We start from the raw sequence: 25,458 nt of genomic DNA on the forward strand, positions 1-25,458 counted from the left end.
CACAACATACATAATAATTATTCTATGGTGCGTTTTTTATTTGATTAGGCTACCATATAAAAACACCTTTACTAGAAAAATAGTAAAGGTGTTTTTTGTATTTGTTAAAAAAGTAGGTATGAAATCTTATTCAATTCCATCAAAATGAAGAGCTGGAATTGGACTCCATGATCTATAAACAATGGTGAATAAATGCACTCTACCAGGTTCAATTCGTAAATTAGTAGGTAAAGATAAATTAAAATTTAATTCTGTTAGTTTAGTAGCTGTAGTCTCATAAGGAGGTACCATTCCTGGACGATATAAATCTGGATCATAAGTTGCAATCATTTTGTTATTTGCAGAAATATCAGCAACACCTTTTATATAAGAAGCATCTACTTTAGATGGATCATATGATAGTTTGATAGGATGTGGATTATACTCTGTTTTTAAACCATAACCAACTGCATCTTTACTATAGCGATAAGGAAAATTACTATCGTATTGACCTGGTTGAAATCTTTGACCAAACACATTAACTAAGTCTGCATAGATCGTTTTACCAGCATATACACCTTCTCCAGCTATTTTGAACATAGGATCACCACTAGAAGTACTCATATTATCTACATCAAATCTAACTTTGTATAATATATTGTCATAAACGGTATGAGGAGGAGTAATTTGACCTTCGTAACCATCATAAGAAACATTATAATTAATAGTACCTGGATATTTTTTGTCTTTTATATTAATAGTAAATAAATGAATTTTTGAAGTATCCAATCCTTTAGGTAATAAAATTTCTATTTCACCTTTTATAGAATATGTTTCTTCAGGTCCATACATATAATACACATATTGAATAACTCTTTCTTTTGTAAGATCATAAGAAAGAACTCCATACTGTCCAAGATCTAAGTAATCTGTTTTTAAATTAGCTCCAGTTTTATCTGTTACAAAACCATAATCCCCGTTACCTTTTCCAGTACCATTAGTAAAAGTTGTTGAAAAATCTGATTCATCCCATGTTCCTATATAACCATGTTCTGAAACTTTAGAATCTAATTCTATAATATTTACCCAATAAGCTAATGTTGGTCCATAAAAAAATGTTCTAAATAAATTTGGATCAGAATCACTTTTTCCAACTATTCTTAGTTTAAAGAATAATTTTGTAGGGTCTGTGTTGTCATTAAAAAGTTTGTTAATACTAGAGCGTTCTGTAGATTGTTCTAATGAATTCAACCACTCCTTATCGGATAGTTTTTCTGTTGAATTAATTGTACAAGATAATTGAACAAAACTAAAAAAAATTAAAAATAAAAATCTCATATGATGTATCCTTGTGAAAATTTTGTTATTTACTATTATAATAAAAAAAATATAATATGTCAATCTTTGAAAGTGAAAAATTTAAAAATATAGTGTTATATTACTTATTTAAAGTATTAAGTACAAAATTGGTGTCAAATAATTTGTTGAAATTAAGTTCTTTTAATTCCTTATCTGTAAATATACCACCCATATTACTATACATAGTGAGAGCTATATTATTGTTAGTTATTGTATAGGATACAAAATAATCTTTGTATATAGATGTGTCTCGTGACTCTTGTTCTTTATAGTACACTAAAGGATAATTTTTTTTTGTATAATAGAAACCAGTCCATGAAACAGGATTTTCTATATTAGATTCATACAATTCTTGATGCCAGTAAGGAGACTGTTCTTGATCTGCAGGTAAAACAGCATCTAATTTTTTTAAAGAATAAAATCGATATATTTTTTCTGTAATATACCATTTTTTTCTGTGTTCTTTAGCATTTTTGATATAATCAATATCTAATGTGTTTTTTGTTACCTTAAAAGTAATAGTTAGCAGAGCTAATAGACAAAATATAATATATATTTTTTTTACAGGATATTTTGTGACTAATGTATCTTTGTACAAAGAAATAATATAACCGATTAAAATCCATAATGCTGATAAAAACATCATACGAGTTAATACTTTTAAATCGCTAGATACTAACCAAAATAAACCAGTATCATAATAAGATTTACCAGTTAATATTAAAGAAGCATTAAACATTCCAGCTCCAGCGACTATAGCCCATGCTACAACTAAAACTCTGATATTTTTTTGAATATTTGTTTTGTTATAAAAAATAATTGTAGAAGCGATAATAATAGGTGTTATGAAATAGCGGGCTTGAGATACAATAAATACTTGTTTAATCCATATAGGGATAAATTCAGGTAAAAGAGAAATAGAATATAAAATATGATTACCCTCTGCTGAGGATCTGTCAGTAAATAATGATTGAAAACTAGGGGCAGAAAAATATAGAATAGTTCCTATTACAAATGTTGTTATAGGTATATAAATACCTAAACCTAAATTTTTGAAATTTTGCAATATTTTTTGTTTTTTTATAGTGAAAATAATAAAAGCATAACAAAATAAAACCCCAAGAATACCTATAGAAGAAATAACATTAAAATGTGCTGTAACTCCTAACATAAAACTTAAAAAACTATTTCTTAATAAATCTTTAGAGAGAGGTTTTGTATTATTAATAAGATAAGAAAAAAACACTCCCCATCCAAGAAAAAACCAAATTAAATTACTTTGATAAGCAAAATGTTGATTATATCTGTATATATTTTGAGGACTTATTAAATATATATTCATTAGTATAAGAAATGTAATAAAAAATAATAATGGAGATAATTTTGATTTGAAAGGAGCTGTTATAAAACGAGAAATTATTAAACTGAGAAGAGCTATATTAAATCCAGTAACTATTTTAGGGAAAATATCCATGTTAGGATGAATATTCTGAATCCACATAGAATAAGTAACTACAATTTTCATATAAATCCAGCTAAAATAGCGTCCATGATCGGCAGTTTTTAATATATTCCAAAAATTAGAATCATATAAAAATGCTTGGGCAAAATCATCATGTTCATAAATATCAAATCGTAATATATACGAAATAAAACAAACAATAATTATAAAAATAATACTGTTTAATACATTTTTTTTATTCATTAATAAATTCCTTTTTAGATGTTTTCTATAAATATTTTATGTGAAATAATTAAAATATTTGTGCTAATTTATCTTGAATTAGTAGATATACATAAGAGTCATTCTTATTTACCTGATAGGGTAAAGATTTTAATTTATAAACAAAATAAGTTGAGAGACTTGTTTCTATAGATAAATCTGTCAATTCTAATAATTGTTGTTTGTCATCTATTTTGTTAGAAGATATAATATAAAAATCATAATCTACACGAGGATATATAGTTGAACTATCATTAATAATAGGAATACTAAGTGCATTTTGTAATATAGCAGGAATCTTTAGGAGTATTTCATCATCAATAGATAATTTGCTATTTGGATATATAATAGAAGAGTGTTGTAATTTGTTGGGACTACCTTGTAGTGATCGTAGTAAACCCTTTACATTATAAATATTTCTTGCCCAATAAAAAGCTATATCCCAGTTATCTTTAATTTTGTAAGTATCTTTTAGTGTTTGAGGATAAACTTGAGCTCCACCTTCATAGCTATAGGTATACCATTCCCAAGGAGAATAGTTATACGGATCATTGTGAGGATGATTTGTATTTGTTTTGTAATTATAAATTAGAAGGCATTGAAACATACTAGCGCATAGAATAAAACTAGTTAATATCATTTTGATAAAAGTGTTAGTATGGAATAATTTGTATGAGAGCATAATAATAATAGCAATAGCAATAAACATATTATAAAAAGGTAATTGAGCTTCATTACCACGCAAAAAAAGGCTATTTAATAATATAGATATAGTTAATACTATTATACTAGCATACAAATATCTAATTTTGTTCAATACCTTTGAATTTTTTATATAATAAAATAAGGATATACCAAATAATCCTAAAGAAAAAATAAAAACTCCAACTTTTTGAGAGCTTATCCGTGATATACTATTATTATAACCAGTTGAGATAGACATGGAGATTTGACTTAGTGCAAAAGAAAAAAGATATAAATTAGAAAATATATGCGTACCTTTTTTTTGTAGTAATATAATAAGCATAGGAATAAATAAAGCACCACTAAAAAGAACAAAACGATGGAAATAATAAGCTGTTTTTGGATATAAATTTTGATGTCTATATAATATATAGGATATTAATGTTTGAAAAACTAAAAACATTGGATATAAAGAGGAGAGTACTATAATATGGGGTAATTTGAGTGTTCTAACAAAAGCTCCAAGCTCTAAAGATCCATTAATTAGAACAATAATTATAAAAACTAATGAAATGATAACTGTTAATAAGTGAGCACTACTGAGTATGAGATTGAGTTTTCTTTCTTTAAGGGAGCTGTTTAACATTTTGTCATTATTATAAAAAGAATGAAGGATATAATAAAATAAAACTAAGAGAATAATACCTGGTAATAATACGATTTTAGAGATAAATGCCCAGCCAGCAAGTATTCCTGTAACTATAATTAAATATTTGTATCCTATTTTTACAGCATATAATAATACTAATAAAGCAAGAGACCACCACAAAAAACCACCAAATTCATAACGAATTATAGGTTCAGGTATAAAAAAAGCAAATTGAAAAGAAAATAAAATACTACTAAGAAATAAAACAGAATTTTGAAAAAGAGATCCTGTATTTAATTCTTCTTCAAATAATTTTATAATAAATATATATATTAAAGAACAGCCTATATAAATATAACTTATTCTAAGTGAGAGTAAAAATGAAGTAAAATCTACAAAATTGAAATAAGGATTTAAAGATACTTGAAATTCTTGAATAGTGGATATTGATATAAATCCTAAAGCTTTAGCAATAGGGAAAATAAAGAATTTCTCAAACCATAAAACACCAATATCAGGATGAAATAAATGGGACGGAGTCAATCCTCCATTAATTAATAAAGAATCAGTTGCATATAGTAGACTACTATCCCATGCAAAATAATAAGGATATATATTTGTCATGGTAAGATTGCTCAAAATTAATATAGGGTATATAATTAATGGTAAAAAATATAATATTTTTATTTTATTGTTTTGTAAATTTAGCATCATAGTTCCTATTTAATAATTATTTGTTTGTGATTTTGGGAAGCAAGAAACATACTGATAGCTGTATAGCTGAGTATTACGACAATTCCCCAAGTAAGAATATAGAGTGATAAGATTTTGACAAAGCTTACTGCTATATAAACTCCAATAACTCCACCCAGTGCAGACCATAAAGTAGCCTTTCTATTATATGCTCCTGCTTTGATGAAGCGAATACTGGCAGGTATCATTAAAAAGGCGCAAGATCCCATCATGATAGGAAATGCAACCAAAGGATTCATACCAAGACTATATACAAGGGCTAAACAAGGAGCATACAATCCTACTCCTATTGTCATTAATACTCCAAGAACAAAATTACCAAAAACACCAATAACCAAGTTGAGCCCTGTTAATCCCAATTGATCGCCACCTTTAGGAAGAATGTTAAGTTGTTTACAAAGGATGAGAATTATGACTAGAGTCAGCGCTAAAGACATATAGAGGCGAACTTTGTTTTCATCTAATTTGGCAACAATTCCAGCTCCAATAGTAGCGCCTAAAGTTGCTGATGCTATCATTAAGACTAAGGTTAGTATATCGACTTTCACTTCTATAATGAATAACAAAGCTTGCATCATAATAGGTAGTGTAAATGCTGTATTTAAAGTGCCAGGAAGTTTTTTGTCAGTGACGAGTTTGAAATGACGAAAAAAGATAGTAGCAATAGCAAAACTACCTAATCCAAGAGTATCAAAAAAATTAATAATAGCACTAGAGATAACAAAGACAATAGGAGCACCAGCTAATTCTTCAGTAGAGGATTCTGGTGTTTTTTTATATAAAATATAATCCTTAATATAAGTAATAATAAATATCCCTTCAAAAGAGATTAACAATAATAAAATAATAGGTACAATAGTTATAATATTCCCCTTGTTCATAATTCAATATTATACTTTATTATATTATTATATTCAATATTATTTTATTATAAATTTGTCTTTTTTAATCATTATAATTAATATTAAATTATAAAGGAGAGAACTTATGAGTTGTAATAAACCATCTAATTTTATAGGTTTTTTTGGTATACTATTAATATTATTAGGTGTTGCAATTGCTTGTTCTACAACTTCTACAACTGATGACAGGAGTGAAAAAACTATAGATAATGGTCAAATTATTTCAGGTATTGGAGGTATAGAGCAATTATTATTAAATCAATTTAAAACAAATTTTATGGGTACTTATACTGCAGAAGAAACAGTGCAACTTGACTTTCATGGGAAATCTATGATTTTCAATAATAATGGTATTGTTACAACTTCTACAAGTGCAGATGAGCCCATTTCTATAGATCTTATGGTGAATGGTAATCCAAGTTCTGCCACTATTACTCATATATTCTTTCAAGAGGGTGGAGAAGAGTATTATCCTAATATTCAAAGTGTGATAGCAATTACTTCTACAAATATATTAATTGGGAATCTAGTGATGTATACTACTGGTAAGACCGTTGAAGGAGGGGATATTATAGAGTTGATTATCAATCCTGAGACAGGAGTATTAACTTTTGATGGAGTTAAAATAGCAACTAAAAATTAATTAATAAGCAAATAGATAAATTAATAAGCAAATAGATAAATTAATAAGTAAATAGATAAATTAGCAACTAAAAATTAATTAATAAGCAAATAGATAAATTAATAAGTAAATAGATAAATTAGCAACTAAAAATTAATTAATAAGTAAATAGATATATATAATAAAATAATAAAAAACACATCCTAATATAAGATAGGGTGTGTTTTTTATGGTATAAATCCTATACAAAATTGTGTTAATTATTGTTTGATTAAATTTTATAATATTATATATAAAAAATAATATGTAGATTTCTTTAATATTTCTCAAAATCTATCGAAATAAAAAATAGAGATAGTGTATTGTATTACAGTATATTTAATAGGAGGTGTGATATGAAAGTAATCATAACCAAAAATCATGCAGAAAGTTGTCAAAAAACAGCAGAAATAATTGCTAAAATTATCAATAAACAAGAAAAACCTGTACTAGGGCTGGCAACTGGTAGTACCGCAGAGCAAGTTTATTCAGAATTAGTACAGATACATGAAGCTAATAAAGTTAGTTTTAAAAATGTAATTACTCTTAATTTGGATGAATATTTGGGATTATCACCCGAACATGATCAAAGCTATCGTTATTTTATGAATTTACATTTGTTTAATAAAGTAGATATTGATCTAAAAAATACTTTTGTCCCTGTAGGTAATACAGATAACAAGATTGAATTACAAAAATTTCAACAAAAATTAGCAAGTATGCCAAGACATTTTCAATTGTTAGGAGTAGGTCCTAATGGACATATTGCTTTTAACGAACCAAGTAAAGTTTTGCATGCTGATGCTCATATTGTAGATATTGCAGAATCTACAATAGAGGCTAATGCTAGATATTTTGCAAGTAAAAATGATGTTCCAAAACAAGCTTTTACTCAAGGAATGGGAGATATTCTTAAAGCTGAGTGTGTTGTTCTTTTGGCAACAGGTGCTAATAAAGTAGATGCTATGAAAAAAATGCTTTTGAGTGATGATATTACTACAGAATCACCTTGTACTTTTTTGAAAGTTCATCCTAATTGTATTATTTTTATTGACCAAGAGTTGGCTGATTTAATTGGCTATAAAGGATAATCCCTTTAAAAACAAATATTTAAACTAAAAAACACCCCAGTAATAGGGTGTTTTTTTGTTATTGTTATTGATTTAAGGTGCTGTTAAACATACCAAAGTTAGCCATGATACAGGCTTGTTATAATGTGGTAAGAAGAAGAAATCAGTAAGTGCCAATTCATCAACTGTCATTTTTTTAGCAATTGCTAATGAGAATGTGTGAATAACTTCTGAATGATTTTCTGTAGATTGAATTTGAGCTCCTAATAAACGACGAGTCGTAGCATCATAAACTACTTTAACTCGTACTTGAGCATTAGTAGGCATAAATTCTGGACGAGCATTATCAAGAATTTCATTAGTTACAACTTGAAAGCCTCTTTTTTGGGCTGCAATTTCAGAAAGTCCTGTAGAAGCCATATTAAGATCAAATACTTTAATTGCATTAGATCCTTGTACACCATCAAATTCTCTTGTAGGATGAATAATATTAGCGGCACATAAAATACCTGTTCTTACAGCATTAGTTGCAAGAGCAATACTATCAGAACCTTGCATAACATTAGATAATACGGCTACACAATCTCCACATGCATAAACATCTGCATCTGATGTTTGTAAATATTTATTAACAATTAATGCACCATTATCAAGAGTTTTTAATTTGTCTTTATAAAGAGTATTATTAGGTTTAAATCCAGTAGCAATGATAATCATATCAGTAGTATAAGTACCTTTGTCTGTAACAATTCCACTAACTTTTTTATCACCTTTAATTTTGGATACTTTTTCATCTAAATTTACATTAATTTGGTTGTTATGTAGAGATTTTGTAACAACATCTGTAAATGTAGGATCAAAATAACTTCCTAAAGGCTGAGAGCCCCCTTCAATAAGACGAACTTTTTTGCCAAGTTGGTGAAAAGCTTCTACAAGCTCAATACCAATATAACCAGCACCAACAATACAAACTTCTTTAACATGAGGCAGTTTTGCATAATTAATGATATCTGACGCTTGTTGATATGTTTTTGAGAAAAATACACCTTCTAAATCTACCCCTTCAATAGGTGGGCAAATAGGTATAGAACCAGTTGCTAACACTAATTTGTCATAATTATCTACAGATTCTTTACCAGATACTAGATCCTTCACAGTTACCTTTTTTTCATCATAATCAATAGCGATGACTTCATGTTTCATATGAACAGTAATCCCTTTTTTTTGAAGATCGGGTACATTAGCATAAAAAAGACCTTTAGGGTCTTTAATAACATTTCCTACCCATAGAGCAATACCGCAAGCTAAAAATGAAATATTATCACTTTTTTCATAGCTTACTACAGTTACATTTTTATTCATTTCAGTAACATTATTAACAAATGCTGTCCCAGCGTGATTATTTCCAACTACTATAACTTTCATTTAATTCTCCATAATATGTATTGTATACATATATATTATACATTATATATAAAAAAAAACAAATTATTATATACAAAAAAGGACAAAGTATTATGCTTTGTCCTTTTTTATTTTGATATAGATTGTATTATTATTTATTTTCATATAATTTAATTACATGATTGATAGTTTGTTGAATAATATCTGTAAATAGTCTTTTTTTATTATTAATAGTATATTCTTTATCACATGGAAGAGGCTTTGTGCAATTGAAATCGCAAGACCACCCATCTTCTAAGAGTATTAACCTAATACTGATTTTTCTATTAACTACTAGCAGTAGTGCTGTATCAGAACATTCTGTAAGATGGTTTTGAAAGATATATTTCATTGTATTTTCAAGTTTTTCTATTAATTCAGGACGCTCTTTTTTTATTTTATCCATTTTTGTTAGCATAAAAAAGACATCTCTTTAATACTACTATCAATAGAATCAAGATCATACTTTTTATATTCTAAAAAATACGCTCCAAGAGCTTGGGTAATAATTGTATGTACAGGAAAATATTCTTTGATATCTGTTTTAGAAATAATTTTTCTGTCATGTTCTATATAATTGTGATCCCAAGCACTACCTATATCGTGTGAAATATCAGTAAGTTCTGTAGCTTTAAATGATTTAGTAACTTCAAAGATTATTTCAATAATCGTTTTTGCAAAGATATCTGTATTACGAATAGATGTGTGATTTAGAAGACTTGATGGTGATTCCCAGTTAGTATACACTGTAGATACTACAGGACCATATTGCCATGCTTCAGTCTCTTCAAAAAATAATTCATAATTGAAATAATATAGAGAAAAACTTTGAGCAAAAAATAATTGTTTTAAAATTTTAGTTTTAGTCACATCGTGTCCATCACCATTACTATAATGATGAACAATTAATTCTTTTACTATATCAACAACAGATGTATCAGTTTTTTGAATTGTCATTTGTATATCCTTTATTAGCTTATCTTATTCATCAGACTTACCCATTATATTACACATAAACTCATGCTTTGTCAAGTTTAAACCACGTTCTTTACTACCAACTAAACCTACCACCTATGCCTATCCCATAGTCTAATTCCTTTAATCTAAAACTATATCCTAGTTTTGCAGAGATAATTAACTTGTCGTAAGAGTAGGCAATATCTAATAGAGGAGTCTGACTATTGATTAAATAACCACCTTGAAATATAAGAGAATTTTTGTACTGAATATCTTGTCTATTTAATACGATCTCACTAGTAAAAGTTCCTTTTTGATCTGTCTCAAAAACAGCGGTTGCTATGATTGTTGTATATTTTTTTGTAAGATCAAGTGTTTGATTAGAAATATTAGCCTCAGGATTTGAAGAGCTTATAATCATACTAGCTTGAATAGGGACTGATTTGTTCAAGAAAAAATAAATCACGCCCCCACCTAATAATAGCCCAAATACAAAACTATATAGCATATATTTCATGTTAGACTCTGTGTACTAAAGCACTAAATCGTTTGGTAATATCTGCTAACAAAACATCTCCTGGACAAGATTTGGTTTTACCTTTGTAAGGAAAATCTCTATGTACTAATATAGTTCCAACTTGATAGACTTTTATTATTTTTAGTAAAGATTGATATTGCTCTTCTGTAAGATAGTTTTTTGTACCACATCCACAAATACAAACACCGAAGCTTTTGTGATTTTGCCCGTCACCTATGCAATGGTATTGTTTGTTTGCCGTGGGTCTCGAAAAATAAATAACACCGTCTTTTTCTATAGAAAACATATAACCTATATGATCCCAGCCGAGATTTTCTACATGGTAGCGTTCATGGTTATCCGTATGGATATTATCTCTTTTAATATCAGCTGCAGCTGTATGGATCATCATTGGTTTTCCTACCCATCGATCTACAATAGGAATTTCATTTGTGATTTTTTCACAAGTTGTTTTTTGTATAAATGCCATAATTATGTTATGTAGTATACTTATCAAAGACAGAATTACTACTTTCCTCCATGTGATTTAATCGTTTTATATATAAAAAATCATCCCCCAAAAAATGAGGATGATTGATTTGTGATGTATTCATAAAAATTAGTTATTTTTCCAAGATTTGATAATATCGATAATAGTATCTTTTCCTCCAAATCCTACGAGCATTAATAATATTCCTAATGCCAAATTAATTGATTGGGTAGGGGTGTCTTTAACTAAATAAATCCAAATAATAAACCCACAAGCTCCTGTAATTATATTTAGTATATTACTATGCATTTTTATTATTCTTATTTTTTTTTCTAATCTTTTTAGCAATAAATTCAGATTGATTTGCTATCTGTTGATCATTTCTTAAAGTATTGATATTTTCTAACAATTTAGATGTAGTATTTTCTTTGAATCTTGTATCTATTCTTCTATTGGCGTGTAATGCCAAATAATAAGCAGCATCGGTCGTATGAGAAACAACCTCAATATCTTGTTGAAGTTGTTTTAATATATCTTCTAAAGATCGTTGATGTTTGTCATTAGATGTTGCTATTTTTTGAGTTTCTTTCATAGTCATAAATTGAAATAAACCAAAAATCGAAGAAAAAGAAAATGCTAAAAATGCCCATACATTGTTAATACCTGTATAATCCATATTTCCCTCGCTTTTATAACTTTTTTTTAGTTAAATTTTTTCTTTATCTATAATTAATAAGATAAATACCAGGATCTTTATCTTTTGATTCCCTACATGATAAAGTTTTGTTACTCTTCATTATATTCATTCTGTAAAATCTGTAATTCTGATTTTTTAGTTTGAATGGCGATTTTGAGAGAGTCTTGTAAAGAACTATTGTCATCTAATTCAGCATCAATATAAATATCTTTTAAATCTTTTATTTCTTGTTCTTTTTCTTGAATAGCTTGAGCAAATGTTTTGACAGAATTTTCTTCAATAGGATATCGATTGGGATATTTTTCTTGTAGTTCTTCCTCTGTAAGATCACGAATTATTTTGCCGTCTAAAATCTGATCTTCTCCGAGAATGATTAAATTCTCTGCGACTAATTCAGAGTTTGGTCGAAGTGTACCCATATCAGTATACTTATTAATATTTTGTCCTTTACTAAGATCATTACTAAAAGGATAATTTTTGTAGTCTTCGTTTTCTTTTAGATATTTATATATATTTTGTTCTGTAGTATCTATCAATCTTGTAATCAAGTTTGTTTCTATATTGTATAGTGCTTTCATATTTTATTTATCCTATTCTTTTCCAAATTTTCATAAGCATATTTATAGATCTATTCTCTGTTGATGTTCTTGCTTGTTGTGAGTTATCAAAATTTACATTAGTTGATTCTCTTAGAGAATCCTCTCTCACAGACCCACTTCTTACTGAGGATACAGAACCAGTAAATATACCTTTAAATCCCAGATAAAATTGTCCTGAATTTGTGAGTCTAGTGTTAAGTACCCCCGTCAATCTCTGCATAGCGTCGAATTGGATACCAGTAGATGCATCACGATTCTCTGCAGATAGTCCACCCTCAGTACGGAAGAAAACACCTTTGTCTGTAAAGATTTGTTCCCAGTCCCCACCAAACAAAGATCTTGGTGTTTCTGTGTCATCAAATAATCCTGTAGTTTCATCAGGATATTGCGTGTAGGTGGACTTGATAGGGTAAGCCATATCTCTAATCGTATCAGCAAAAGATTTTTTGTTGATATTAAAGATATCTGCATCAATATTGGCTATTGTCGATTCAGATGATTTTTCTGTAGAAAAGGAATGAGTTTTTTCTATTTGTTTTTGCAAATTTTGAAATTTAACTCCTGTTGTTTTGATATCTATAATAGAGCTACTTGTTAAGATAATAGAGGCGAGTATAAAAGTATCTTTGTCAAGAGTCTCTCCCGTGATAAATTCTACACTAGGGGCGAAACTGGTATATATTTCGTTTCCTAAAGAGTCGTTAACAGGATTAGACAAAATATAAGATCCTTTGATACCTAATAAAATTGTTTGTGTTTCTATATTAGATTTTAGAGGCATTAGATCTATAGGAGTAGAATTTTCTGAAATCAATCTAACACCGTTAGTATCAAAAGCAACTCCAGGATCGATAGTAATTAAAAAGTTATCAGTCTGTTGTATTTCAAAACCATGAAGGATACCATACCCTAATAAATCTGATACTACTAGATTGTTATTTTTATCAGAATAGTCCTGTAAACTATTCAAATTTTTGGCAACAATTTTTTGACCTTGATAAAAGTTTTGTCGAATATTATTATTATTATTAGACATATAAAAATTCTCCTTTAGAAAAATATAAGTGGTAGTACATAAGTTATGCGAAGTAAATCGAATAAGAAAAAGAAATGTAGATTGATGAAAAATAATATATAAATAATATATAATTAAAGAAATAGAATTTTCTTATATTATTGTATTTGAATAGTATATATTTTCAATGGTTGAGATTTAAAAAGTGATATGTTTATATATCAAGAAATGAATTGATCTCACATATTTCATCTTTATCATCTAATACCCAATCATCTAGGATAAAAGCATTTATATGATATCCAATATGAGCAGGCTTGTACAAATCAATGATATTGTCTAAATATATTTTTTCAGCCAATCTTATAGGATTGTTCCCAAAATCTACTACAAAATAATAAGATGAGACATCATTTCCTAAAATCACATTTTCATCTAATTGTTCTTCTCCTAGAACCCAATCTTCTGTATAAAGTTCTCTTATGTCAAATTTTTTTGGTAGAAGAGTAGGATCACTATTAATCACATTGTCAATAATATTTCTTAATCCTGTAAGTGTTGATGATGCCAATAAAAAACGATGTGCATTTATAATACGGGATTGAAACTGTTCCTGACTTTCATCTTTCATTTTGTACAATCCTCTTTCCGTAGCAAATTTTGTAAGATCTGCGTCAAATCTAGAATCTTTAGGGGGAGGTAGGGTCTCCATATAGTTAATAATATCTATACTATTACTAGGAAAACTACTACTCAATATAAGAGCTCTTTCTTTATAAACTTTATCACAATGATAAGCAATAATTTCAAAAAAATTAGTTATTGATGAGGGGTTTGTGTTTTCGAATGAATTTGATGAAAAATTGTTTTTGAGAGGATAAGATAGATTTTTGAATAAATTAGTAATAGGATTTCGGTGATACATTTGGATAAAAATGTTTTTCATAGTATTAGTCCTGTTATGAATTATAGATCGTAATATCTGTGTCAGCGTTGATGTTTTGACGAGCAATTTGAATGTCAGATATATTAAAAGTTGTAGACGGCGTGTTAATCACAACAGATTTGATTTCAGGTAATTTAAAAAAATGAGCTATCAATGCCGATGGTTCAAAATTTTGACCAATAAATTGATTCATAAAAAATTTTTCAACTTGTTCTTTGATAGCATCTTTATTTAATGTACTATATGTATATAAAGTTATATTAAGCGGTACAAAAACTTCTACAGGTGCTTTTACTACAATGTCTGTTGCTATAGGTTTTCTGGAATCAATCACTTGCTGTACACTGTGAATGATTTCAGGACTTGCTTGTATATTATTAATACCTGTACAAACAATTAATATTTCTCCTAATTTGTTTTCAGGAGTACCAATAACCTTTACATTGCCTACACCAGATACTGATTTCGCCCAAGCTACATACGCTTCTTTATTAGCACCACTAAGTCCTTGCCAAATAGATAAACATCGAAGTCTCAATTCCTCATCATTTTCTTCTTCTCTACCTAATCTTACAATCCATTGAGTGCTATTATTTATAACACTATCAACACCTGAAATAGTAGTAATAAATTCTGTTATGGTATTAATAGGAACATTGTACCTACTGCCATATTCTTCTGCTTCAACCAAAACACTAAGCGTTTTTTCTTTAGCTATAAAGAGTACATCATCAACTACTTTAAATCTAAATACTTGTCCCTGGGTATTTGGTTTTGTGGCTATAATTTTATTTTTATCAATAGGGATAGTATCATCAGCTTTATTTCTACTAAAAACAACATAACCTTGTGTTTTTTGAGTAAGAAAACGATTTTCTATACCTAATTCTTTTGATTTGATAGTAAGACAATCTCCAGAAGCTGTTTGTACAAATCTATTGGCTAATAAGTCGTCTGATTCTTGATATAATTTTTCTAAAAAACTAGCAATTATTTCAATAAACAATCGAAATACACCACCAGATTTGAAATTAGAAACTTGAGGTATTTCTTTTTTACACTGTTCAAAAATTTCTGAGGCTATGCTTTGTCTGGTTTTCATAAAATATCCTTAATAATAAATATTTTCCCCATAAATAAAATAGATATGGGGAAAATAATTGAGTTAGTTTAGGTATGCTGCTCCTCGAGCTGCTCTGCCATTATGTCTTACATTGTCTAAGATTAAAAAATCTAAAGAAACTTTTAATTCTTTATCTCCTTGATTGGCTGATTCAGATACTTTTGTAAATCTAATACCTGTTAGTGTCGTTGTACTTAACGGAATACTACTATCAAAAGAATTTCCATAAAGAACATTAATATGAGTATTTCTTGGATCCATATTAAGAATTCCGTTTGGTACAATTAGAGCAAGTGCTTCAAATTCATTTTTAAGTAATGATATTTTACCACTAGCTTTCCAATTGCCTTTGCCAAAACCAACAGGAACACGACCTTTACCATAAATAGCCTCTGCTTCGAATTCTTCATCCCAAGATATCTCTTTTGCTGTAAAAATTGCTGGTGTTAATGGTAGTAAAGATATAGTAATATCTCCCCAATCAAATGTTTTTCCGTTTATTAAAATACTCATAAGATCCTCTTCAGCAATAGTATTGCTTGTATAATTATTTTTTAGTTGTAATTAGAAAGATTAATTACTCTGATTATATTTGAACATGAAATTTAGATTAATTGTTCTAATAATAGGGATACCAAACAATTCAATATTTAGTAGTACACCATTATTAACTACATCTTGATCTGTTGGTAAATCAATTTCAAAATCATCAAGTTCTTTTGGTGTGTTTGTTACCATAGTATCAATAGCAGATCTAACTTCAGTTAGTAAGTTTTGTAAACCAATAGAATCACCATTACTTTGAATATATGGTAAAGCTGCTCTGCGAGATAATTTAATTGCTTTAAATACAGTACGAACGATTTCGATAAAACGATAATCTGATTTATCACTAGCTAGTGTTCTTCCGTTAGTCCAGAATAGATTGTTTAATCCTGCATAAGTACGAAGAGTGATCAAACGGCTTTCATCCAAAGATCTTGAATGAGTGTTATTCCAATTATCTAATAATTCAAAATCATAAATAGCAAAATTATTGGTAGCTCCAATACTTTGATTAACATTAGATTTTGTAAGATGTCCTGCACACAATCCTGCTACTGATCTTTTGACTTTCCCTACAGAAGTGATAATATAACCAGGTTGACAAACAACAGAGACAAAACGAGCATCAATTTTTGCAAATTCTGTTTTTTTGTCAGCGATTGCTTCCTCAAGAGATCTTGTTATGTCAAGATCTGTTTCTGTTAAAAATAATACTGGTTTATGATCTTCAAATAATCTTTCAGAAATAGATCCCAAAGATTTTACAAATTCTCCATTGACAGATTGTGCAATAAATACAAATTCTGGTGTGTATATTTCAAGAGCTTGAGTAATTACAGCTTCTAATACTTTCAAAGAAGAAGTTGGTGCTATCGTAGAAAATGACCAAGAGTTTGCTGAAGTATAAATAAGATCTTCGTCAATAGGAAATACAATAGACAAACCAAGATCATCCCTAGTAATAATTCCATCTATAGGAATAATAACAGACTCTTCGTGAACTTTATCACCTGTTGATGCTATCGTGACTTCTACTGTTCCTATTGTACCTTCATTACTGACAGTGATCTGAATATCTGATGTATAAGACGGTGTTCCTATAGCAGTGATCACCGTATTTCCAATTGTCTCAACAGTTGAAATAGTACCAAGTATATCACCTTCTGTTGGTAATGCTACAATACTTACATCAGCCATAGTTTTTTGCATATCGAGGATACGATTAGGCATTTCACCATATCCTAATATGGATTCTACATTTGATTTTTTACCTATGCTCAGAGCTTTGTTTAAAGACCCTTTGGAAGATGTTCCAACAACAATAGCTTTAGGCCCATTGTTTGAATTTAATCCACTTGTTCCATCTGTGATTTTTTCGTTGACGCTTGACCACATAATTGTCTCCTTTTTAGTGTTATGTATATACTATGATAAATTGTTATTTGCTTGGGGTAACATTGACCGTAACATCTTTGATGATGGTATTGTCCGTATTATCTGATCTTATAGCATAGTTAGCATGTAAGCTTAACTGAGCTGTATTAAATCCTAAAACACCTTTGGCGAAAAAGTATTCCAAGTCTATAGGCGAAAGTGAAATAACACTGTGTTGAATGATAAATTCTTTAGGCAATTGCACCAGAAAATTATGAACAATATCATCAAGTTCACTCTTATCTATAAATTCAAAATTAATAACAATAGGTTGAATTATATTGTATTTGCGTTGAATTTTGACGAGGAATTTCCCATGAGGTGTTGATTCGTAATATTGATTGTCCCAATACCATGCAGGGCTAAGTGTGGCTTTGGAGGGGAGTATACTTATCCAAGGCCGTGCCAAGTTTGGATCAGGAGTATCTATCAATATCATCTCTTCAGCAATAGAAGAGCTATTAATAAGTACTTCTTTGAGGTGTTGTTGAATGGCAATAATCATCAAGAACTCCTAAAATTGTTTTTCTGTATTTCTGAGCCTTGCTTCGTTATGTTAAGTGGAAGGTATGTTTTACTTTTTTTTGGAAGTTAAGGAGAGATAAAAATATAAATTGAGACTCGTTCTACATTACATAGAAGAAAATAAAAATCCTAAAAATTATTTTGAACCAAAGGACTCTTAGGGAAATAGTAAGAAGGATGAACAGGAGATGAGCCTGAGGAAATAATACCGATATCAAGTTTTCCAGTCGCTATTTGTTCAAGTTGTTTGATAGCAGAATCTCGATTGACTTTGATAGAGTAGTCCGCAGAATCTTCTGTAAAACCTTTGCGGGAGAGTAGTTGATAGAGAGATAATTTAACACAAATATCCCTCAAGGAAAGTGGTATAAAAGGTAGAGGAAGAGAATGTTGTTTGCAAATATAAAGATTCATCTCTTCAGACGAACGAGAAATTGCAGAAATGATACGAGGAGTGAACATTTCAGAACTTTCTCGGCAATCATTTTTTGCCCAGCTTTCTATGGCGGATTGAAGACAAGCTTCGAAGAGATCTTCCTTGTGACAATAAAGCATAGTAGCTCCTTATAAATTGATATTTTGAGAGTAGGTGAGCGAGACGATATCGTTATTTAGAGTGGTGTAAAAAGAGATAGAAACAACAAGATCTTGCGTCTCTTCAATAGTTATAGAGATAGTATTAGTGATGATGTTGGGATCTTTGGAAAGGATAATTATTATATCTTGTTCTATACTGAGTTTAGTGTCATAGTCGCGGGGTGATTGTATAAAAGATAAAATAGAAGAACCTAATAAAGGATCATAAAACCAAGTACCAGGAGAGGATTGTAAGACGAGGGATATATTTTGCTGGATAGAATCATTATCATAAACAAGCTCAAGATCATCCACTCCAAATACAATATCTCCGTTTGAAAGTTTGATATCAGAAAGCATATAAACTCCTTAAATTAAGCTGATAAAGAATGATATTTGATATATTGAATAAGATCTTCCATATCTGAGATCACGCCATCAGCAATATCAATATTAGCTATATTATAGACGGTTTGATTGTTGTGGGTGCTTTGAGAGGAAGAGATAGATTCTTTATAGAGTTGGTGGTTATTAGCTATGGCAGTAGGAATATGGACAGCATGTTTGTCGATATTCGGTGACAAAGAAGGTAGGACAGCTTTATCATTATTCGATATACCTAATGTATTAGCAGGTTTTTGAGGAGCGATTTTGTCGGTGGTGTTTTTGTTGAATATTTTGTTAACAAAGCCCCCAGCGAGCGATTTAATTTGATCGATTTTGTCCAAGATCCAAGTAATCGTCTTGGTAACAGGCTCTAAAAATTTATCAAGATTAGGGAGATCAGAGAATTTATTTATTAAGGAAGTCCAAGCATTTTTTATATGATCAATATTAAAAATGATAAGCGCAAAAACACCTACAATAGCAGCGATGACAAGAGCGATAGGCCCCAAACCAACAAGCCAAGCAGCAGCCATCTTCAACCCTGCCATCGTAGCCGACAAGCCGAGTCTCGCATAAGTGGCAATGACTGTGCCGATAGTGCCAATAGCGGGTAGCAGTGATACGCTTATCTTGGTAGCCATACTAGCCATCTTCATTAGTGCTGTTCCCATTATCGCTACGCCCATTTGAGCGATACCCTTTATCGCTGTGCCACTCATTTTAGTGATATTCTTTATCGCTGTGCCTATCTTGGCAGTATCTATATTAGGAATACCCACCTTAGGACTACCCATCTTGTCAGCACCTCCCTTAAATAGTCCACCAACACCAACACCAAGTGATGCTACACCAAGTACAATATTTGCTATGTCGAACCCCTCAGCTTTCTTTGAATCTTTGTTTACACTTGTTGTAAATGTAGTAAAATTATCATTAAATTTAGTAAAATTATCATTAAATTTAGTAAAATTATCAGTAAATTTAGTAAAATTACTATTTAATGTATCAAAATTACTATTTAATTTATCAAGAGATTTGGACATAGTGCTTAATATAGGGGGAGGGGAAAGCCCCTTTAGTGTACTAAGAATCTCCGTGAGGACTTGAGTATCTGTAGACATGAGTGTCTCCTTAAAAAAAATTTCCCAAAAAAGGATAAAAATATTGACAAAAACAGGTTAGTGTAGGTATAATAATGATATGAATAAAAATAGAGGAATGGATATGGAAGAGCAACCAAAAAGAGATAACACTTTATTAATAGTGTTGATGATAGTAGCAATATGCTTTTTATTAGTAAAATTAGGAATGCATATAGCATATTATCAAGAGCTTAGTGCGAGAGAGATCGAGCTTAGCGAGCAAGCACGAGACGCGAGCGAGCGAAGCGAGCGAGCGAGCGAAGCGAGCGAGCGAGCGAGCGAAGCGAGCGAGCAAGCGAGCGAGCGACTCGAGAGATCGAGAGAGGAGTTTAAAAAAAAGTGGGGCGAATACCCATAATCTTAGTCTCGTGATGAGATATATCTAAAAGTGATAATAATATACAAACCCCCTTACGGATGTGAGGGGTTTTTTCCTAATATAGGGGGAGGGGAAAGCCCCTTTAGTGTACTAAGAATCTCCGTGAGGACTTGAGTATCTGTAGACATAAGAGTCTCCTTAAAAAAAATTTCCCAAAAAAGGATAAAAATATTGACAAAAACAGGTTAGTGTAGGTATAATAATGATATGAATAAAAAATACCCCCAATAAGGGGGGGATTTATTCTGGTGAAAAGGATTTTTGAATAGCACGCATAAATGCTCTATAAATAACATCTTCTAATTCAGAAAGTATTACAAGAGATTTTGCATGTAAATTTGGTATGTTAGGGTCTTCTCCAATAATTTGATCCATAGGATCTATTAATCTTATCTCTTGCCCTAAACACATATTGATACGAGATTGAACGATATTTAAGTGGTTATTTTTGAAATCTTCTAAATATCGTTGACTATAAAATTTTGATCAAACATATCCTTAATTGCATGTTCTAGAATATTATTAATAGATAGTGGTTTTTCTTCAATATATTGAACGAATACTTCGGAATTTTCGCCACAAAAAAGTTTACGAATAAATTTCTCAACAGGTATAAGAGGAGTATTAGTGTTACTAGATACTTCATTTTGAAAAAATAAGATATCAGTTTTATTTGGCTTTTTGAAATAAAATACATCGCCGTTATCCGAAGTATAAGAGAACATTTTTTGACCTTGATCTTTGAGTTCTTGTACTTTATCTGGTAGTATATTTGTTTTTTCCATAATGGACTCCTATAGTTTTTATTTAAATAGCTTGTTTATTTTTTCTGATTTGAGTGTTTTCCACTCACCTTGTTGACTTATATCTAGTGTGAGGCTGGCTGTCATTGGTGCTATTACATATGCTGGACATGAGATTGAAGCAAGATTAGTGGTTTTTAGATCAATGATTTTGTCAGCTATTTCTTTAAGAAGCTCTCCAAGATTTACTCCATTAGCTGATAAGGATATTTTATCATCCAAAATCAACTTAGTATCGCCACAAGTGATAATGAGAGTATCTTCTTTACTTTCTTCAGAATAATTACTCCCTATAATTGCTGTGATGATAGGATAATTCGTATCATTATCTAAAAAATTAAGTACAACAATAGTGTCAGGACTAGGAGCCATAAAGATCCCCCCTTTACTACTTGCCCAAAATTTGGGAATTAGTACATCAGGGTAGATCAGATTGGTTTTTTCTCCAGTTTTGGTTAATCCTATACATTTACAAGTGTAATTATCGTTATTAACTTCGCTAATTTGTGCTAATGTAGGGCTTGCAAAATTAGTAATAGCTGACTTAATGAGATCATCAAGATGTTGTTTTATTGTTGACATGCTTGGACTCCTAATATCATTTTTATACTAGCATTGTATCTATAATTAATACTAGTAACAAAGTATTGTTCATCTGATGAAATAACAATATCCCCGATTTCTAATTCTGGAATAGGGAATATTGAGATTTTTGATGATTCAACACTTTTTGTACAATTACTGATATTATATTGTTGAGCATTTTTTCTTTGTAAGTGATCCATGACAACTACCTGATTTTTTTTGTTAACAAAGTAGTTCATGTTATGAATACTGAGAACTTTTTTCAAATTCTCAGCTTTAGTATTTTTAAACACGATACGATTATTTGTGTGATTTGTTGCTTCAAATTTAATATTAGAAACAAAACTATCAATAATTTGTTTTGTATCACATTTGAGAAATGTTTCTTCGTATATTTTTGAGTCTACACAATTATAATAAGCAGTAATATTTATTTTATTTGGAGAAAATGAAATATTTATAATTTTACCTTTAAAAATCAATGTTTTTTCTGTATTATTATTCTGTATAGATACAAAACAAGAATTTCCAACTTTGGGTACTAAATTTATTTTAGAGGCATATTGATTATTAATAGTTATTTCTGCAGTGATAGTGGGATTATTTATCTCTTTTTTCACTTTAAAATTGAAGTTCGATGCTAGATGTGTTTTATTGATTGTTAAAAAAGAAAAGCAAGATTTAATAATTTTTTGATCCATAATGAACCTCTTTTATATAGATTTTTTTTCTATAGAAATATCATCTACATTGCTTTGATCGTAAGTAGGAAATACAATTTCTTCAAAAGTAATACTAATAGTAATATAATCTTTAGTATTATTTTCAGAACTATTTAAATTGGTAAAACATACTTGATTAATCCCTCGTTTGTTAATATGTGTGTTTTTAATATTATAGTAAGAGGGCATAATAGAGACTTTTTCATCTTGAGTATTACTCTTATTTACTATTTTGTTGGAAGATTCTTCAGTATCTTTGAACAAACGCTCTAATTCTTGAAGTATGTGATAAGAAGTTTTGAATCCGTCTTTGATCAATAATAGAGAAATTGATATAGATTTTTCTTTGTAGCCGCTAGCTACTTTTTTATTTTCTGTTCCTACAGATCCAGAATTATCCCATATAATTTCACCACCTATAGATAAACTTTGTAATATTCCAGGTAAAGGAGTTTCTTTTTTTGTAATAGTGTTAGTAAGGATTATATTAGATTCACTAGAATCATTTCTTATTTTCATGATCTTTCCTTAGATATTATTTTAAAATAAATATTTCTAATTATTATTCTCCTTAATAATTAGATAACCTCAGTGATGTCAAACATTGTAATATTTATTGAATTGTTAATTAATATTGTTATGATTTTGTAACTTAAAAGAATAAAAAATAATAAAGACAGTACCTTCCCTTTTTGAATAGGGAAGGATACCAAAGATCATTTACAGTACATTTTTGAATAGAAATCCAGCTTCATAATTGGCAACAGCCCAACCTAATCTTTCATCAATTGCTGTTACATCACTAGTTGTTCTTTCATCAAAATAATCTCTCATTTCAGAATAACCAAGAGGAGCTCTCACAGTAATTCCAAAGCTCAAATCTTCAAGGCTATAAATAGTATTAGGAACATAAGCAAGCACAACATTATTTCCCCAAGTATAAGATAATTTATCCTCGTGTTGATACATATTATCTGCAATAATTACTTTATCTACAGCAATGATTTTAGCAAAATCTTCTGTAGTAATACCAGCTTTTAAACTCGTATTAGGAAGGCGATCTATAAGATTTTTCTTATATCGAAGTACTTGCCACACGGTATCAGAGATAACACATTTATTTGGATAAACGCCTATGCTATTTTTTATTTTTGTACGCGCAATTTCTATTTGTGCAATAGGATCACTAGCTGTATTACCCCATAAATTAGTCGTACTAGGAGTTGTAGTATGTTCTCCATATTTAGTTGCATCGAGGATATCTTTCACTTGAGATGCTTCTATGGAATTCATCATTTTATCATAAGCATTACGCATACGAGCTTCTCTCATTAGTAAGGAACTTTGACTAATATCAGTAGATCCAATTAACTCGGCTCTATCAACAGAACTTTCAACAGTGTATCTATGTACAGAAAGGGATATCCAAGATTTGATATAATTCTGTGTTCTTTTTGCTTCTGTTCCATATTCACGACGAAAATCTGAAAGTTGTAGATGTTCTGCTCCCAAATGAGCAATTTTATAAGTTTCTCTTGCGACGGTAGCTTCAAAAAGAGGCATTAATTCATATCCAAAACGAGCTTGTCTAGGATAGCTCAAAGCAAATCTTTCTAGGATTACAGGGAAGTTATTTTCTTGAAGAGACATAAGGACCTCATTAAATATATTATTTTTACTATGTTATTTTTTTAGTATGAATATTATACAACTGTCATATTATAAAATAAGATCTCTATAAAAAATTATGGAAAATAGATTTCTTTAGTATTATTTACAGTCGTAGTATTATTTATACTAAAGTAATAACGAATTTACACAGAATTTTTACTCAAAATATTCTTAGCTTGTTTATAAGCATCGCTTCGTGATAATCCTTCTGCATAAAATTTTTCAACTTCATCAGCAAAAACAGCGCTTTCTTCTATGCTCGTAGTTTCTGAAAAATTGGCAATTCCTTTTTCTGGAGTAGGTACTTTATCTTGAAATCGATGGCTATAAATTGGTTGATAATAATCTTGTATAAAGTCAGTAAATGAAGCGACAGATTCTTGAGGATTTATGCCTTTTTCTGATAATTTTAAGGCCTTTATCCGTACTTGCTCTGCCATTTCACTACTAATTTTTTTGTCTACAATTATTTTTTCAATTTCTAAATCAATTTCTTTTTCAATTTGCTTTTTTTTCAATTCTTCTTTCAATTTGATAATTTCTGATAATGCTTCTTGTAATTGTATATATAATTCTTGTTCTTTTGTATTCATTGTATTTCCTTGATTTTTATTTATTAATGACTGCTCTTTGAACACTTGTATTTTATCCCTAAGAGAATAAGGATACTCTGAGAAAAAAGCAACAACATCATTATTTTCTTCAGAAAAAGATAAGATAGTTTGTAATTTCCCTAGATTGGGAATAGCAGGTCTAGCTGCACCTAAAGCACCAACATGCCTAAGGCAATATTTACCTTGTTGAGGATTGCTAGGAGCTGTTGGTAAGAAAAAACTAGCACTAATATTTTTGAAATGATTTTGTTTAATTTCTTTCTTAAAATCTTCTGAAATATCAATAAAAGAGGCAAATAATTTATCTCCAATAATTTTTAATTTATCTATCCATCCCATTGCTGGATCTTCATTAGTAGGATGTCCTTTTACAAGAGGAGCTGAATAGGGTTGGTAACTTTCTACTATTTCATCTAGAATTTGTGATGTTATTTGATATTTTTTACCTGTTGCGTCTGTATAATTTCCTATTTTCAAAATAGGGATCATATGATTTTTCATAAATAC

Annotated in this window: 31 protein-coding genes; 3 read left to right on the top strand and 28 right to left on the bottom strand. The window is 29.6% G+C overall.

The window, feature by feature from the left end:
• Positions 1-126: 126 nt before the first annotated feature.
• From KFW21_05840 to KFW21_05855, 4 genes are all read right to left on the bottom strand, one after another.
• The gene (locus KFW21_05840) at positions 127-1,317 is read right to left on the bottom strand and encodes a hypothetical protein (GenBank protein ID MDK2818951.1); all 1,191 of its coding nucleotides are present in this window, start codon (positions 1,315-1,317) and stop codon (positions 127-129) included.
• Positions 1,318-1,417: 100 nt separating this feature from the next.
• Positions 1,418-3,043: a hypothetical protein gene (locus KFW21_05845; protein MDK2818952.1), complete on the bottom strand. Its 1,626-nt coding sequence runs from the start codon at positions 3,041-3,043 to the stop codon at positions 1,418-1,420.
• Between the two features lie 49 nt (positions 3,044-3,092).
• Positions 3,093-5,105: a hypothetical protein gene (locus tag KFW21_05850; GenBank protein ID MDK2818953.1), complete on the bottom strand. Its 2,013-nt coding sequence runs from the start codon at positions 5,103-5,105 to the stop codon at positions 3,093-3,095.
• A gap of 8 nt (positions 5,106-5,113) precedes the next feature.
• Complete coding sequence (locus tag KFW21_05855) at positions 5,114-6,004, bottom strand: sulfite exporter TauE/SafE family protein (GenBank protein MDK2818954.1); 891 nt, start codon at positions 6,002-6,004, stop codon at positions 5,114-5,116.
• A gap of 130 nt (positions 6,005-6,134) precedes the next feature.
• Between KFW21_05855 and KFW21_05860 the strand changes: the two genes are divergently transcribed.
• Positions 6,135-6,692 carry a hypothetical protein gene (locus KFW21_05860; protein ID MDK2818955.1) on the top strand — a complete coding sequence of 186 codons (558 nt, stop codon included), beginning with the start codon at positions 6,135-6,137 and terminating at the stop codon, positions 6,690-6,692.
• 374 nt (positions 6,693-7,066) lie between these two features.
• Positions 7,067-7,801, top strand: coding sequence for a glucosamine-6-phosphate deaminase (locus tag KFW21_05865; GenBank protein ID MDK2818956.1), 735 nt, complete (start codon positions 7,067-7,069; stop codon positions 7,799-7,801).
• A 72-nt stretch (positions 7,802-7,873) separates the two neighbouring features.
• On the opposite strand, the gene KFW21_05870 is transcribed toward KFW21_05865, so the two are convergent.
• From KFW21_05870 to KFW21_05950, 17 genes are all read right to left on the bottom strand, one after another.
• Positions 7,874-9,205: an FAD-dependent oxidoreductase gene (locus KFW21_05870; protein ID MDK2818957.1), complete on the bottom strand. Its 1,332-nt coding sequence runs from the start codon at positions 9,203-9,205 to the stop codon at positions 7,874-7,876.
• 130 nt (positions 9,206-9,335) lie between these two features.
• Entirely contained in the window at positions 9,336-9,641 is a 306-nt protein-coding gene (locus tag KFW21_05875; protein ID MDK2818958.1) for a hypothetical protein, read from the bottom strand.
• A complete protein-coding gene (locus KFW21_05880; GenBank protein ID MDK2818959.1) occupies positions 9,635-10,180 on the bottom strand; it encodes a DUF4065 domain-containing protein in 546 nt (181 codons plus the stop codon). The genes KFW21_05875 and KFW21_05880 overlap by 7 nt, the downstream gene beginning before the upstream one ends.
• Positions 10,181-10,274: 94 nt before the next feature.
• Positions 10,275-10,697 (bottom strand): hypothetical protein, encoded by a 423-nt coding sequence (locus tag KFW21_05885; GenBank protein ID MDK2818960.1) that lies wholly within the window; start codon positions 10,695-10,697, stop codon positions 10,275-10,277.
• Position 10,698: 1 nt separating this feature from the next.
• Positions 10,699-11,187 (bottom strand): N-acetylmuramoyl-L-alanine amidase, encoded by a 489-nt coding sequence (locus KFW21_05890; protein MDK2818961.1) that lies wholly within the window; start codon positions 11,185-11,187, stop codon positions 10,699-10,701.
• A 129-nt stretch (positions 11,188-11,316) separates the two neighbouring features.
• Positions 11,317-11,496 (bottom strand): hypothetical protein, encoded by a 180-nt coding sequence (locus KFW21_05895; protein MDK2818962.1) that lies wholly within the window; start codon positions 11,494-11,496, stop codon positions 11,317-11,319.
• Positions 11,489-11,863 (bottom strand): hypothetical protein, encoded by a 375-nt coding sequence (locus KFW21_05900; GenBank protein ID MDK2818963.1) that lies wholly within the window; start codon positions 11,861-11,863, stop codon positions 11,489-11,491. Before KFW21_05900 ends, KFW21_05895 begins: the two co-directional genes overlap by 8 nt.
• 110 nt (positions 11,864-11,973) lie before the next feature.
• Positions 11,974-12,462 (bottom strand): hypothetical protein, encoded by a 489-nt coding sequence (locus KFW21_05905; GenBank protein ID MDK2818964.1) that lies wholly within the window; start codon positions 12,460-12,462, stop codon positions 11,974-11,976.
• A 7-nt stretch (positions 12,463-12,469) separates the two neighbouring features.
• Positions 12,470-13,519, bottom strand: coding sequence for a hypothetical protein (locus tag KFW21_05910; protein ID MDK2818965.1), 1,050 nt, complete (start codon positions 13,517-13,519; stop codon positions 12,470-12,472).
• Between the two features lie 193 nt (positions 13,520-13,712).
• Positions 13,713-14,444 (bottom strand): hypothetical protein, encoded by a 732-nt coding sequence (locus KFW21_05915; GenBank protein ID MDK2818966.1) that lies wholly within the window; start codon positions 14,442-14,444, stop codon positions 13,713-13,715.
• Between the two features lie 13 nt (positions 14,445-14,457).
• Positions 14,458-15,546 carry a baseplate J/gp47 family protein gene (locus KFW21_05920; GenBank protein ID MDK2818967.1) on the bottom strand — a complete coding sequence of 363 codons (1,089 nt, stop codon included), beginning with the start codon at positions 15,544-15,546 and terminating at the stop codon, positions 14,458-14,460.
• Between the two features lie 63 nt (positions 15,547-15,609).
• Positions 15,610-16,080 (bottom strand): hypothetical protein, encoded by a 471-nt coding sequence (locus KFW21_05925; protein ID MDK2818968.1) that lies wholly within the window; start codon positions 16,078-16,080, stop codon positions 15,610-15,612.
• A gap of 60 nt (positions 16,081-16,140) precedes the next feature.
• Positions 16,141-17,508 carry a hypothetical protein gene (locus tag KFW21_05930; GenBank protein ID MDK2818969.1) on the bottom strand — a complete coding sequence of 456 codons (1,368 nt, stop codon included), beginning with the start codon at positions 17,506-17,508 and terminating at the stop codon, positions 16,141-16,143.
• A 43-nt stretch (positions 17,509-17,551) separates the two neighbouring features.
• Positions 17,552-18,052, bottom strand: coding sequence for a hypothetical protein (locus tag KFW21_05935; GenBank protein ID MDK2818970.1), 501 nt, complete (start codon positions 18,050-18,052; stop codon positions 17,552-17,554).
• A gap of 149 nt (positions 18,053-18,201) precedes the next feature.
• On the bottom strand, positions 18,202-18,627 hold the full coding sequence (locus KFW21_05940; protein MDK2818971.1) for a DUF1320 family protein: 426 nt from the start codon (positions 18,625-18,627) through the stop codon (positions 18,202-18,204).
• Between the two features lie 9 nt (positions 18,628-18,636).
• Positions 18,637-19,008 carry a hypothetical protein gene (locus KFW21_05945; GenBank protein MDK2818972.1) on the bottom strand — a complete coding sequence of 124 codons (372 nt, stop codon included), beginning with the start codon at positions 19,006-19,008 and terminating at the stop codon, positions 18,637-18,639.
• A 14-nt stretch (positions 19,009-19,022) separates the two neighbouring features.
• Positions 19,023-20,156 carry a hypothetical protein gene (locus KFW21_05950; protein ID MDK2818973.1) on the bottom strand — a complete coding sequence of 378 codons (1,134 nt, stop codon included), beginning with the start codon at positions 20,154-20,156 and terminating at the stop codon, positions 19,023-19,025.
• Between the two features lie 79 nt (positions 20,157-20,235).
• Between KFW21_05950 and KFW21_05955 the strand changes: the two genes are divergently transcribed.
• A complete protein-coding gene (locus tag KFW21_05955) occupies positions 20,236-20,535 on the top strand; it encodes a hypothetical protein (GenBank protein ID MDK2818974.1) in 300 nt (99 codons plus the stop codon).
• Positions 20,536-20,796: 261 nt separating this feature from the next.
• Here KFW21_05955 and KFW21_05960 read toward each other — a convergent pair whose 3' ends face one another.
• The 7 genes from KFW21_05960 to KFW21_05990 form a co-directional block, all read right to left on the bottom strand.
• A complete protein-coding gene (locus tag KFW21_05960) occupies positions 20,797-20,967 on the bottom strand; it encodes a hypothetical protein (GenBank protein ID MDK2818975.1) in 171 nt (56 codons plus the stop codon).
• 47 nt (positions 20,968-21,014) lie between these two features.
• Positions 21,015-21,341 carry a hypothetical protein gene (locus KFW21_05965; protein ID MDK2818976.1) on the bottom strand — a complete coding sequence of 109 codons (327 nt, stop codon included), beginning with the start codon at positions 21,339-21,341 and terminating at the stop codon, positions 21,015-21,017.
• 18 nt (positions 21,342-21,359) lie between these two features.
• Entirely contained in the window at positions 21,360-21,941 is a 582-nt protein-coding gene (locus KFW21_05970) for a hypothetical protein (protein MDK2818977.1), read from the bottom strand.
• The gene (locus KFW21_05975; protein ID MDK2818978.1) at positions 21,929-22,645 is read right to left on the bottom strand and encodes a hypothetical protein; all 717 of its coding nucleotides are present in this window, start codon (positions 22,643-22,645) and stop codon (positions 21,929-21,931) included. Before KFW21_05975 ends, KFW21_05970 begins: the two co-directional genes overlap by 13 nt.
• 12 nt (positions 22,646-22,657) lie before the next feature.
• The gene (locus KFW21_05980; GenBank protein ID MDK2818979.1) at positions 22,658-23,185 is read right to left on the bottom strand and encodes a hypothetical protein; all 528 of its coding nucleotides are present in this window, start codon (positions 23,183-23,185) and stop codon (positions 22,658-22,660) included.
• Between the two features lie 201 nt (positions 23,186-23,386).
• Positions 23,387-24,316 (bottom strand): hypothetical protein, encoded by a 930-nt coding sequence (locus KFW21_05985; protein ID MDK2818980.1) that lies wholly within the window; start codon positions 24,314-24,316, stop codon positions 23,387-23,389.
• Between the two features lie 164 nt (positions 24,317-24,480).
• Entirely contained in the window at positions 24,481-25,452 is a 972-nt protein-coding gene (locus KFW21_05990) for a hypothetical protein (GenBank protein MDK2818981.1), read from the bottom strand.
• Positions 25,453-25,458 lie beyond the last annotated feature (6 nt).

The organism is Spirochaetota bacterium (assembly GCA_030154445.1).
Taxonomy (GTDB): Bacteria; Spirochaetota; Brevinematia; order Brevinematales; family Brevinemataceae; genus Brevinema_A.

Bases quoted from the DNA above. Each gene is read 5' to 3' on its own strand.
- KFW21_05840 (MDK2818951.1), bottom strand. From the start codon at position 1,317: ATGAGATTTTTATTTTTAATTTTTTTTAGTTTTGTTCAATTATCTTGT.
- KFW21_05845 (MDK2818952.1), bottom strand. From the start codon at position 3,043: ATGAATAAAAAAAATGTATTAAACAGTATTATTTTTATAATTATTGTT.
- KFW21_05850 (MDK2818953.1), bottom strand. From the start codon at position 5,105: ATGCTAAATTTACAAAACAATAAAATAAAAATATTATATTTTTTACCA.
- KFW21_05860 (MDK2818955.1), top strand. From the start codon at position 6,135: ATGAGTTGTAATAAACCATCTAATTTTATAGGTTTTTTTGGTATACTA.
- KFW21_05865 (MDK2818956.1), top strand. From the start codon at position 7,067: ATGAAAGTAATCATAACCAAAAATCATGCAGAAAGTTGTCAAAAAACA.
- KFW21_05870 (MDK2818957.1), bottom strand. From the start codon at position 9,205: ATGAAAGTTATAGTAGTTGGAAATAATCACGCTGGGACAGCATTTGTT.
- KFW21_05875 (MDK2818958.1), bottom strand. From the start codon at position 9,641: ATGCTAACAAAAATGGATAAAATAAAAAAAGAGCGTCCTGAATTAATA.
- KFW21_05880 (MDK2818959.1), bottom strand. From the start codon at position 10,180: ATGACAATTCAAAAAACTGATACATCTGTTGTTGATATAGTAAAAGAA.
- KFW21_05885 (MDK2818960.1), bottom strand. From the start codon at position 10,697: ATGAAATATATGCTATATAGTTTTGTATTTGGGCTATTATTAGGTGGG.
- KFW21_05890 (MDK2818961.1), bottom strand. From the start codon at position 11,187: ATGGCATTTATACAAAAAACAACTTGTGAAAAAATCACAAATGAAATT.
- KFW21_05895 (MDK2818962.1), bottom strand. From the start codon at position 11,496: ATGCATAGTAATATACTAAATATAATTACAGGAGCTTGTGGGTTTATT.
- KFW21_05900 (MDK2818963.1), bottom strand. From the start codon at position 11,863: ATGGATTATACAGGTATTAACAATGTATGGGCATTTTTAGCATTTTCT.
- KFW21_05905 (MDK2818964.1), bottom strand. From the start codon at position 12,462: ATGAAAGCACTATACAATATAGAAACAAACTTGATTACAAGATTGATA.
- KFW21_05910 (MDK2818965.1), bottom strand. From the start codon at position 13,519: ATGTCTAATAATAATAATAATATTCGACAAAACTTTTATCAAGGTCAA.
- KFW21_05915 (MDK2818966.1), bottom strand. From the start codon at position 14,444: ATGAAAAACATTTTTATCCAAATGTATCACCGAAATCCTATTACTAAT.
- KFW21_05920 (MDK2818967.1), bottom strand. From the start codon at position 15,546: ATGAAAACCAGACAAAGCATAGCCTCAGAAATTTTTGAACAGTGTAAA.
- KFW21_05925 (MDK2818968.1), bottom strand. From the start codon at position 16,080: ATGAGTATTTTAATAAACGGAAAAACATTTGATTGGGGAGATATTACT.
- KFW21_05930 (MDK2818969.1), bottom strand. From the start codon at position 17,508: ATGTGGTCAAGCGTCAACGAAAAAATCACAGATGGAACAAGTGGATTA.
- KFW21_05935 (MDK2818970.1), bottom strand. From the start codon at position 18,052: ATGATTATTGCCATTCAACAACACCTCAAAGAAGTACTTATTAATAGC.
- KFW21_05940 (MDK2818971.1), bottom strand. From the start codon at position 18,627: ATGCTTTATTGTCACAAGGAAGATCTCTTCGAAGCTTGTCTTCAATCC.
- KFW21_05945 (MDK2818972.1), bottom strand. From the start codon at position 19,008: ATGCTTTCTGATATCAAACTTTCAAACGGAGATATTGTATTTGGAGTG.
- KFW21_05950 (MDK2818973.1), bottom strand. From the start codon at position 20,156: ATGTCTACAGATACTCAAGTCCTCACGGAGATTCTTAGTACACTAAAG.
- KFW21_05955 (MDK2818974.1), top strand. From the start codon at position 20,236: ATGAATAAAAATAGAGGAATGGATATGGAAGAGCAACCAAAAAGAGAT.
- KFW21_05960 (MDK2818975.1), bottom strand. From the start codon at position 20,967: ATGTGTTTAGGGCAAGAGATAAGATTAATAGATCCTATGGATCAAATT.
- KFW21_05965 (MDK2818976.1), bottom strand. From the start codon at position 21,341: ATGGAAAAAACAAATATACTACCAGATAAAGTACAAGAACTCAAAGAT.
- KFW21_05970 (MDK2818977.1), bottom strand. From the start codon at position 21,941: ATGTCAACAATAAAACAACATCTTGATGATCTCATTAAGTCAGCTATT.
- KFW21_05975 (MDK2818978.1), bottom strand. From the start codon at position 22,645: ATGGATCAAAAAATTATTAAATCTTGCTTTTCTTTTTTAACAATCAAT.
- KFW21_05980 (MDK2818979.1), bottom strand. From the start codon at position 23,185: ATGAAAATAAGAAATGATTCTAGTGAATCTAATATAATCCTTACTAAC.
- KFW21_05985 (MDK2818980.1), bottom strand. From the start codon at position 24,316: ATGTCTCTTCAAGAAAATAACTTCCCTGTAATCCTAGAAAGATTTGCT.
- KFW21_05990 (MDK2818981.1), bottom strand. From the start codon at position 25,452: ATGAAAAATCATATGATCCCTATTTTGAAAATAGGAAATTATACAGAC.